Source organism: Pseudidiomarina terrestris (genome assembly GCF_030466375.1).
Taxonomy (GTDB): Bacteria; Pseudomonadota; Gammaproteobacteria; order Enterobacterales; family Alteromonadaceae; genus Pseudidiomarina; species Pseudidiomarina terrestris.
The window spans coordinates 1,104,454-1,114,617 of sequence record NZ_JAGGJE010000001.1 but is presented as its reverse complement, the minus strand read 5'-3'; the positions used below and the strand labels follow the sequence as shown (position 1 = coordinate 1,114,617).

At 50.3% G+C, this 10,164-nt stretch carries 8 protein-coding genes and 1 tRNA gene; 8 read left to right on the top strand and 1 reads right to left on the bottom strand.

The features are described from left to right. From pyrD to J6J28_RS05390, 3 genes are all read left to right on the top strand, one after another. Positions 1-1,008, top strand: a complete 1,008-nt coding sequence (gene pyrD / locus J6J28_RS05400) for a quinone-dependent dihydroorotate dehydrogenase (RefSeq protein ID WP_301720304.1) — start codon at positions 1-3, stop codon at positions 1,006-1,008. Between the two features lie 56 nt (positions 1,009-1,064). Beyond that, positions 1,065-1,616, top strand: a complete 552-nt coding sequence (locus J6J28_RS05395; RefSeq protein WP_301720303.1) for a cell division protein ZapC domain-containing protein — start codon at positions 1,065-1,067, stop codon at positions 1,614-1,616. A gap of 83 nt (positions 1,617-1,699) precedes the next feature. After that, positions 1,700-3,439 carry a bifunctional 2',3'-cyclic-nucleotide 2'-phosphodiesterase/3'-nucleotidase gene (locus J6J28_RS05390; RefSeq protein WP_301720302.1) on the top strand — a complete coding sequence of 580 codons (1,740 nt, stop codon included), beginning with the start codon at positions 1,700-1,702 and terminating at the stop codon, positions 3,437-3,439. Here J6J28_RS05390 and J6J28_RS05385 read toward each other — a convergent pair. Next, a tRNA-Met gene (locus tag J6J28_RS05385) sits at positions 3,418-3,494 on the bottom strand. The genes J6J28_RS05390 and J6J28_RS05385 overlap by 22 nt on opposite strands. A gap of 190 nt (positions 3,495-3,684) precedes the next feature. Here J6J28_RS05385 and rlmKL point away from each other — a divergent pair. The 5 genes from rlmKL (at position 3,685) to rmf (ending at position 10,088) form a co-directional block, all read left to right on the top strand. Further along, positions 3,685-5,823 carry a bifunctional 23S rRNA (guanine(2069)-N(7))-methyltransferase RlmK/23S rRNA (guanine(2445)-N(2))-methyltransferase RlmL gene (rlmKL, locus tag J6J28_RS05380; RefSeq protein ID WP_301720301.1) on the top strand — a complete coding sequence of 713 codons (2,139 nt, stop codon included), beginning with the start codon at positions 3,685-3,687 and terminating at the stop codon, positions 5,821-5,823. Then, entirely contained in the window at positions 5,813-6,052 is a 240-nt protein-coding gene (locus tag J6J28_RS05375; RefSeq protein ID WP_301720300.1) for a glutaredoxin family protein, read from the top strand. Before rlmKL ends, J6J28_RS05375 begins: the two co-directional genes overlap by 11 nt. After that, positions 6,049-7,956, top strand: coding sequence for an ATP-binding cassette ATPase Uup (gene uup / locus J6J28_RS05370; RefSeq protein WP_301720299.1), 1,908 nt, complete (start codon positions 6,049-6,051; stop codon positions 7,954-7,956). The genes J6J28_RS05375 and uup overlap by 4 nt, the downstream gene beginning before the upstream one ends. 7 nt (positions 7,957-7,963) lie before the next feature. Further along, positions 7,964-9,724, top strand: a complete 1,761-nt coding sequence (locus tag J6J28_RS05365) for a DUF3466 family protein (protein WP_301720298.1) — start codon at positions 7,964-7,966, stop codon at positions 9,722-9,724. Positions 9,725-9,914: 190 nt separating this feature from the next. After that, the gene (gene rmf, locus J6J28_RS05360; RefSeq protein WP_301720805.1) at positions 9,915-10,088 is read left to right on the top strand and encodes a ribosome modulation factor; all 174 of its coding nucleotides are present in this window, start codon (positions 9,915-9,917) and stop codon (positions 10,086-10,088) included. Positions 10,089-10,164 lie beyond the last annotated feature (76 nt).

Genomic DNA, 10,164 nt, shown 5'->3' with positions numbered 1-10,164 from the left:
ATGTACGGACTGGCTAAGGCGTGGCTGTTTCGAAAAGATGCGGAAGAAGCGCATGATTTGACCTTGCAGCTGTTGCGACGCTATACGGATACGCCTTTAGCGTTATTCTGGCGGCAAAAGGTCGCGCCGAAGCCGGTCAAAGTTATGGGCATCGAGTTCCCCAATCCAGTCGGCCTGGCGGCGGGCCTGGACAAAAATGGCGAATGTATTCGTGCCTTCGAGCAAATGGGCTTTGGCTTTATCGAAATCGGTACGATCACGCCCAGGCCACAACCTGGCAACCCAAAGCCGCGACTGTTCAGATTGCCAGAAAAAGACGCCATTATTAACCGTATGGGCTTTAACAACAAAGGTGTCGACTACCTGATTGAACAGGTGCGCCAGGCAAACTTTAAGGGTGTGCTTGGAATTAATATTGGTAAGAATAAAGACACCCCCGAAGAAAATGCGGTGGATGATTATGTGTACTGTATGCGCAAAGTTTATCCCTATGCGACTTACATCACAGTCAATATCTCTTCGCCAAACACTCCTGGACTGCGCTCATTTCAACATGGTGCAGCGCTGGATAAGCTGTTAAGCATATTAAAGAAAGAACAGGCGGCACTCACCACTAAACACAACAAATACGTGCCACTGGCGGTAAAAATTGCTCCTGATTTATCTGATGATGAGTTAGCAGCCATGGCGACTGCTTTTATCAAGCATGATATCGATGCGGTGATTGCAACCAATACCACTCTAAGCCGGGATGCTGTTGCCGGACTTGAGCATGCCAATGAAGCAGGGGGGTTAAGTGGCGCTGTGCTCTTTGAAGACAGTACCCGAATCGTCCGCAAGCTGTCTGGGTTGCTTAATGGGGCGCTACCGATCATCGCCGTGGGCGGGGTCGATTCGTACTCAGCCGCTAAAGCTAAGTTAGCTGCCGGAGCCAGTTTAGTGCAGATTTATTCAGGCTTCATTTATCAAGGACCGAAACTTATCCCGAGTATAGTGAATCGCTTGTAATTTGATCGTATCTTAGCTATGTTAATCAGCATCTAATAACTATAAAAGGTACAAACGTGCACGCATCTCAGCATTGGCGCTGGATATACGACCCCGAGCAAGACCAGCTCGTCGTTGAACTAGACCACGGTCTTGTGCATAAGTGTCCCTACAAATCTTCACGCTTGATCCCATTAAAACCTATGCACGCAGCATTCACTATGGATGATGCGAGTTGTTTCCAGGAGTTCTACGACGCGCTGTCAGCTTACGAACTTTGGGATCCAATGTTGCTGACTCAGGCAGCCCTCAACCGCACGATTTTAGACCGTTTCGGCCGTCCGCAAATGCCGCAGAGCTGGTATTTTCAGAGCTGCGATGAGCTGCCGAATTACGATTTAGAATCCGGCGCTTTAATTGAGCTAAACTCTGGTACTGAGACAGGTATCTTCGTCATTATGACAATGGATGATGAGTTCGCGGAGTGTATGCTGTTATCAAATGGCATGACGTTGTCAGACGTTAAAGTCATGCAGCAGTTTGAGTCTGTAAAAGTTTTGCTGAATCGCTTACAGCCAAGTCACTATTTGCAGTTACATCTCGACGACGATCATTTGCGCCACGCTTAACCGAGAGTCCTGTTTTGCAACGTTTCAAATTTTTCTCAGTTGCTGTCCTGATTTTGGTCGGCATTAGTAGTTGCGAGCAAACGATGCCCAAACAAGGTTCACACACCACCACATTACGTATCATGGAAACCAGTGATGTCCATGGTCAGTTACTTAGCTACGATTATTTTGCTCAGGCAGAGCAACCAGGAATGGGTCTGCTTGCGACTGCAGAGCTGATCCAACAAGCGCGAGCTGAGCAGCCTTTGCATGTTCTCATCGAAAATGGTGACTTGATACAAGGCTCGGCGCTTACCGACTGGGCCGTAGCAGAATTCCCAATTACCAGCTCCACACATCCTGTTATCCGTCTGCTGAATGCTCTTCATTATGATGTCGCTAACCTGGGCAATCATGAGTTTAACTTTGGTCTGGATTATCTGGCTCACACCTACCGTGATGCAGAGTTTCCGGTGATCAGTAGTAACCTCAACCTGTTACAGAACGCACCGGACGAGCTGCAACAGCGCCTGCGTAAAATTGGCTGGGTTAAGCGGGAGGTGACCACCGATGCGGGGCAATCCATTCCTTTAAAGATTGCAGTGATAGGCGTATTGCCACCACAGATCATGCAGTGGGATCAGCAGCACCTGAAGCACCAGGTGACGGTCAATGATATGCTCACCAGCGCCCAGGCAGCAGCATTGCAGGCACGCGACCAAGGCGCTGATGTGGTGGTATTGGCAGCCCACACGGGGATGCCTAAAGACACTGCAAATCCAGAAAACAAAGAGCAGACCGGCTGGTTGCTGGCAGGCATCAGTGACATTGATGCAATACTCCTTGGCCATCAGCACGAGATTTTTCCCGGTACAGAGGTGTATGACCTGCTACCGGAGGTTGATAGCAGCAAAGGGACCGTTCGTGGTGTCCCTGCGGTACAGCCCGGAGTCTATGGCAGTCATCTTGGCTTAATTGATTTGCAGCTAACTTATGATTTTGCCGAGCAGCGCTGGCAGGTTAGCGATTTCGTGGTCGAAAGCCGACCCGTAACAGAGCAGGGCGCCACGAACCCCCGACTGCGTGAGTTGGTGGCAGATGCTCATCAGGCAACACTGCAGTTTGTCGAGCAGCCGGTAGGACAAACCGCGCAGCCATTAAGTTATAAGACGGCACGCTGGCGTCCCAGTAGTGCCGTTCAGTTCGTCCAGCGCGCGCAAGCCTGGCAGGCGGAACAGCTGATCAAAGCCAACGACTTACCAAGTTTACCTCTGTTAAGCGCAGCAGCTCCTTTTGATGCTGCTTATGCTGCTGAGGAATCAGCAACTCATATCGCTGCCGGAGAAATTACCCGTGGAGCAATAGGTGATCTTTATCGTTATCCAAATACCCTGGACGTGGTCAAAGTGAATGGTGCGCAGCTACGAGCATGGCTCGAACGCAGCGCGGAAGGCTTTACCTCAGTCGCAAACCTGGACGAGGGTGACCCCTCTTGCTGGGAGCTGATTGATCGCGACGTACCCCATTATAACTTTGATACTATTTTGGGAGTCAGCTACGCCATTGATGTGCGCAAGGCGGTCGGTCAGCGGATTGTCGAGCTGAGCTATGCCGGGCAAGTTGTTAGCGATGACCAGGAATTTTATGTGGCGACCAATAATTACCGCGCTAATGGCGGCGGCAACTTTCCACATCTGGACGGACAGACGGTCGTCGCGCGTGGCGCTGACATGCTGGCAGATGTACTGTTAGGATATATTGGATCACTGCCTGAACGGCGCTATACAAAAGATTTGGAACAACATTGGAAGGTTATCGGAATTGGTTGCGGGGGCAGGATTTGAACCTACGACCTTCGGGTTATGAGCCCGACGAGCTACCAGACTGCTCCACCCCGCGTCCGATGCTGCGCATGTTACCAAGCTTTCAGGTAAACGCAATGCTTATTTCCTGCAACTGCTGAATATTTAAACAAATCCCGTTTGACTGCTGCTTTTTAGCACAATTGCGACAATACAGTGCGCTCTGCATCACGTATAATTGAACCGTTTTCTATCGACTATCGACGCAAAAAAGGATTACCCAGACTATGACGTCAGCTTTGCAGCTCTTTGCAACCTGTGCCAAAGGCCTTGAGCCACTATTGTTCGACGAACTCCAACGTCTGGGCATTGAAGATGTGCAACAAACCCTGGCGGGATGTCGCTTTACCAGTGACCGAGAAGGCGCCTATCGGGTTTGCCTATGGAGTCGCCTTGCCAGTCGGGTTCTGCTGCAACTGGGTCAGTGCCCGGTAGGAAATGACCTCGGTGCCGTAAGTGCCGCGGTCGCCGCGACCCCGTGGCAGGAACACATGGATGCGACACAGTCCTTTGTGGTCGACTTTACTGGCCAAAATCAACAAATTCGTCATACCCAGTTCGGTTCGCAACTGGTTAAAGACGGCATCGTCGACTATTTTCGTGACGCTGGTCTGGGCCGGCCTAACGTCGATAAAGCCGACCCCGATCTGCGCATCAACGCGCACTTGCAGCGTGACCAGCTAACCTGGTACCTGGATTTAAGTGGTGAGGCCCTACATAAGCGAGGTTATCGCCTGCAGCAAGGCGCAGCGCCGTTGCGGGAGACGCTTGCCGCAGCGATCGCAATCCGCGCAGGAGTCACCACTGACACTGACATTATCGTTGACCCATTTTGTGGCTCCGGTACCTTGTTGATTGAAGCAGCGATGATTATTCTCGAACATGCGCCGGGACTACGCCGTGATAACTGGGGGTTCCGTTACTGGAAACAACACCAACCTGAGCTCTGGCAGCAACTCCATGAGCAGGCAGAAGCAACCCACAGGCAGGCAAAAGAAGCGTCTTCGCTGAAGTTGTATGGCTCTGACACCGATCCCAGAGTACTCGCCATCGCTGATCAAAATGCCGAGCGGCTGGATCTCAACGGCTTCTTCCACTGGCAAACCTGTGACGCGACTAAAGTTGCGGCTCCAGTGCTGGAAGAAGGGCAACAGAATGCCTTGGTCATCTGTAACCCTCCTTATGGCGAGCGCCTCGGTGAAGAAGTCGAAACTTTGCTGCTGTACCGTCGTTTTGGCCAGCGCTTAAGACAGGCATTCCAGGGCTGGCAAGTGGCTTTGCTGGCAGGTGATGAAGGGCTGCTAAAACGGGTCAAAATGCGCAGCCATAAAAAATATAAGCTCTACAATGGCGCACTGGAGGTCGTTCTGGCGCTTTATGACTTAACTAAAGAACAAGTTGAGTTTACCAAAGAGCAATCCAGCGATCTCGCTAACCGACTGAAGAAAAACTACCAAAAACTTGAAAAATGGGCCGCAAAAGAAGGGGTTAGTGCCTGGCGGTTGTATGACGCGGACCTGCCTGAGTACAATGCTGCGGTCGATGTTTACAACGAGCATGTGGTGATTCAAGAGTATGCAGCCCCCAAAGACATCCCGCCTGCTGTGGCCAAGGAGCGTCTGTGGTTTCTACTCGACACCCTGGCTGAAGAACTGCCATTTGCCGCCGCAAACATGCACTTAAAAGTGCGTCAGAAGCAGGCCGGTAAGCAACAGTATCAGCGTCAACAACTGCGGGGCATCACTACCATTGTGCATGAGTACAATGCGCAGTTTAAAATCAACCTGAGTGATTATCTGGATACGGGGCTATTTCTTGATCATCGCTGGGCGCGTCGCAAAATTGCGGAGCTAAGCCAGAACAAAGTGGTGCTGAACCTGTTTGCCTACACCTGCAGTGCTTCAGTGCATGCAGCCCTGGGCGGCGCTCTTAGCGTTACCTCTGTGGACTTATCCAAAACCTATCTGGGCTGGGGCGAAGAGAACTTCCGTTTAAACGGTTTACCGTTACGCCCGCATAGCTTTATTCAAGCCGATTGCATGCAGTGGCTGCAAAAACAGCCGCCGCAACAGCGTTTTGACGTGATCTTTCTCGATCCACCGACGTTTTCGAACTCAAAACGCATGCAGGACGTTCTCGATACGCAGCGCGACCACGTGCAGTTACTGAAGCTTGCCGGCCGTTTGCTGAAAGACGATGGCGTTATTATTTTCTCGACTAATAAGAAGAAATTTAAGCTTGACCATGCCGGACTTGCGGATGCCTTTTTGCAGGCTGAAGATTGGACCCAGCGGTCCATCAGTCTTGATTTCGCGCGACATAAAGGCATCCATCAATTATTTAAGGTGACCCAAAGTGTCGACTGATTTTTATTTGCTGACCAAGCCTGAGTGTCCACTTTGCAATCAAGCTTTGGCACAGTTACATCAGCTCGAGCTGGAGGAACCTATTCGCCTGCACTGGGTTGATATCAGCACACAGCCGGAACTGCTTGAAGAATACGCCTTGCTGGTGCCCGTATTGGTGCGTGAGGCAGACGATGCAGAATTACGCTGGCCTTTTGGTGAGCAATTAATGGAGTTTGTAACAGTATGACGGTTTTACGTGTTCAACAGGCACAACTGGCGTTTGGCCGGGAGCCCATTTTAGACCGCGTCGATTTAATCATCGAAGCAGGCGAGCGGCTTTGTCTGGTCGGTCGTAACGGCGCAGGCAAATCAACCTTACTGAAGGCAATCTCCGGTGATATTCAGTTAGACGATGGCAGGATTCAGAAAGTAGGCGACACCGTCGTTGCGCGACTGCCGCAGGATCCGCCGGCCAACTCGGAACAACGGGTCTACGATTATGTCGCTGAGGCATTGGCGGAAACCGGTAAAGTTCTGAAAGACTACCACGACGTTTCGCAACGCCTGACTCAGGAGCCAGAAAACGAAAAATTATTCACCCAACTGGCGAATCTGCAAACTCAGCTGGAAGCCGCAAATGGCTGGCAATTGCAAACCCGGATTGAACAAACCTTGACCCGTTTGGGGCTGGATGAGAACGCCTCCATGGCTGCGCTCTCCGGTGGCTGGTTGCGACGCGTCGCCTTAGCCCGGGCGCTGGTGGTCGATCCTGATCTGCTGTTACTGGATGAGCCAACCAACCACCTTGATATCGACATGGTACGCTGGTTGGAAACTGTATTACTGGAATTTAGGGGCGCGGTACTCTTTATCAGTCACGACCGGATGTTCATCCGGCGCCTGGCCACTCGTATTATTGACCTTGACCGCGGTCAGCTGACCTCATTTCCCGGTAACTACGACAGCTACCTTAACGCAAAACAAGAATTGCTCGAGGTCGAGGCTAAGCATAATGCTGAATTTGATAAAAAAATGGCGCAGGAAGAGACCTGGATCCGACAGGGCATAAAAGCCCGGCGTACTCGTAACGAAGGGCGGGTTCGGGCGTTGCAGGCACTCCGCGCTGAGCGCAAGCAGCGTCGCGAACAACAGGGATCAGCGAAACTTGCGGTGCAAGAGTCACAGCGATCTGGAAAACTCGTTTTCGAAGGCGAGGACATGAGCTTAAGCTTCCCGGATCAGCAGATTTTTAAAGACTTCAGCCTCACTCTGCAGCGTGGTGATAAGATCGCGCTGGTGGGGCCCAATGGTTGTGGCAAGAGTACTTTGATTCGGGTGATTCTGGGCCAGCAAAACATTGATTCCGGAACCATTAAGCTGGGCACGAATCTGGAAGTGGCTTACTTTGATCAACATCGTGCCAAGCTGGATCCACAAAAATCTGTTGCAGAAAATGTCGGTGATGGTAAACAGGACGTGACCTTTAACGGTCGCACCCGGCATATTCTGAGTTACCTACAGGACTTTTTGTTTGCGCCGCAACAAGCCCGCACACCTGTGCATGCGCTCTCCGGTGGCGAGCGCAACCGGGCGCTGCTGGCCAAACTATTTTTGCAGCCCAGCAACTTACTGGTGCTCGATGAACCGACCAATGACCTGGATATCGACACCCTCGAGCTATTAGAGCAGATCATTGCCGATTATCAGGGAACAGTGATTCTGGTAAGTCATGATCGTGAATTCGTAAACAATACCGCCACCAGCATTCTGTTATTCGAAGGTGCCGGTAAAGTCACTGAAATCGTCGGTGATTTTAATGATGTTGAGCATTATCTGATGCATCAGACACAGCAGGGAACTAAACCCATTGCCCGGCAGTCAGAAAAGCCTGCAAGCAAAGGTTCAGAGCCAGCGAAGAAAAAGTTATCCTATAAGCTGCAACGTGAACTTGATATGCTACCCAAACGCATCGAATCACTTGAAGCTGAACAACAGGAATTACAAGCACAAGCCGGTAACGCTGAGTTTTATGATCAGCCGCATGAAGTGACAGGGCCAGTTCTGGAGCGGTTATCCGTTCTGGAAGAAGAGCTTATTACTGCGCTTGAGCGTTGGGAAGAACTCGAAAATTTACAAAAAGAGAGCAGTTGAATCATCTATGAAAAAATTTACTTTAGGGGTGCTTAGCGTAGCTGTCGCTGCGTCTTTTATAAGCCCGGCAGAGGCCACTGTGTTCACGTTTCAACAAGTTGAAACCCCTGAGCAGGTCCGCCATTTGTTTCCGACAGACATCAATGACAACCGACACGTTACTGAACTTGGCCAGTTTCCAACGGATCTGGATATAGATTTAACCAAACTACAGCCCAGCACTTTAGCGTCGATTGGAATTAATCCGGAATTAGAAGATGAAGAATTAGCGGACTACTCGCTCAGCTACGGTCAATACACCGCCTTGATTGAAACCTTGCGCGATCGGGCCAGCCCGCAGCTCCGTAACCCCCGGATTAGCTATCATTTTGCCGGTTACTTTGATGGTCAGACGGTTACCTTTAATGATTTCTTCAATGATACTGATCCGGAAACGCCTGAATTGGCGAATACCGCTGATCATTATTTTTACGCGTTGAATAATAACAACGCACGGGTAGGTTGGGGCACCGCGCCTTACCGCTATGAAAGTTTCACCTACACGACTGACGGTGATGATCCTGAAACCATCACCTATGAAGCCGCTGAGCGGGACTTTACCCGTCAGGCCATGTGGTCCGACGGTACTCAAACAAAAACCTATCCAGCGCCCGAACAGGCCTATCTAGGCGGTGAAACTGCCATGATGGACATCAACGACTTTAACGTTGCTGTTGGTTTTGCCAGTATGGCTTTGAGCCCCAACGCCGTGAAAGTTGGCGAACAATGTGAGACGGCAATCGAAGATGGTAGCGCGGTCCGTTCCGTTTATGGTTGTATGTGGCAGCGTTGGTTTAGCTTAACCAACTCCGTTGCTTCGAACCTGCAAAACTTCTATAGCCGCACGTCGATTGCCAGCAATCAGTCCATTTATGACATGCAAGCGGCGGTCTGGCAGCTTGATACGGACGGTAGCGTAATTGATGTTACCTACTATCCGCCGCTTATGGAGCGCGCAGAAGAAGATGAAGGTGATTTCTCCAGCTACGCATTTGCCATTAATAACAATGGCATAGCTGTGGGGCAGAGCTGGACCTATTACGAGGGTGTTGCTGAGCCAGGCCGCAGGATTAAACTGCCTGCGATCTTCCGTGATGGAGAAACCTTACCCATCACTGGAATTACCGAAAACCGGGATTATCTGTGGGGCTCGGCGACCGACATCAATGATGAAAACGAGGTGGTCGGCTTTGTCATCCGTAGCATTCAAGGTATCCAACGCTACGTCGGTTTCAAATACGATCTCGATACTGACACTTTTGTTGAGTTACCCGGATTCTTTACCGGTTCCAGTACCATACCGACCGCAATTAACAACTCGGGCGTGATCGTCGGTACCGCTGAAATTGAAGCAAGCTTGTCGACCCAGCGGCGCCGGGTTGGTTTCCGTTTTGACAGCCGTGTTGCCGACGCATTGTTTGTTGATTTAAATAATACCGTTGACTGTGATGCGGGTTTATTTATTGCTACAGCAGAAGGCATCAATAACAACGGTGTGATCGCGGCAACAACCATCAACGAGGAAGAAATTGTTGATGATCAAGGGAATACCCGCGATGAACAGCGTGCGAAAACTGTCATTCTTGACCCAACAGCAGGTGAACCGAATCAGTGTTCAGTGACCGACGAGCGGGTTGAGCGCGAAGGCGCAGCAATTGGCTTCGGCGGACTCTTCACTATGTTCTTGATTGGTGGTCTTATTACGGTTCGTCGTTGGATTAAGGCTTAACCGTAAAACTTGTTCTAAAAAAAAATCATCATAGAAATGACGCTTTTTCAGCAGCTTATAAGGCGAACTGAAAAAGCGTCTTTTTTTACTATTGAACTCCCTCCCTGAGTTGCTATCTATTATTACAAGAGTGAAATAAATTTCGCTCTTAGTAAAAAACGACAAGAACAACTGGACGAGGTAATGAATGATGAAAAGACAGAAACGCGATCGCCTAGAACGGGCACATTCTCAAGGTTTTAAAGCGGGTGTGTCGGGCCGTTCAAAAGAACTATGTCCGTATCAGAATCAGGAAATTCGTTCCCAGTGGTTAGGCGGTTGGCGCGACGCGCAAGAAGCGCGGAGTGTAGGATTGTATCGTTAATCTGTCCAACGCAAATGAGGTAAAAAAGATTTACTCTATCTCTGGAAAGCTAAAAAGCCCGCTGATGCGGGCTTTT

Coding starts and splice junctions, on each gene's coding strand:
- pyrD (WP_301720304.1), top strand. CDS start 1: ATGTACGGACTGGCTAAGGCGTGGCTGTTTCGAAAAGATGCGGAAGAA.
- J6J28_RS05390 (WP_301720302.1), top strand. CDS start 1,700: ATGCCCAAACAAGGTTCACACACCACCACATTACGTATCATGGAAACC.
- rlmKL (WP_301720301.1), top strand. CDS start 3,685: ATGACGTCAGCTTTGCAGCTCTTTGCAACCTGTGCCAAAGGCCTTGAG.
- uup (WP_301720299.1), top strand. CDS start 6,049: ATGACGGTTTTACGTGTTCAACAGGCACAACTGGCGTTTGGCCGGGAG.
- J6J28_RS05365 (WP_301720298.1), top strand. CDS start 7,964: ATGAAAAAATTTACTTTAGGGGTGCTTAGCGTAGCTGTCGCTGCGTCT.
- rmf (WP_301720805.1), top strand. CDS start 9,915: ATGAAAAGACAGAAACGCGATCGCCTAGAACGGGCACATTCTCAAGGT.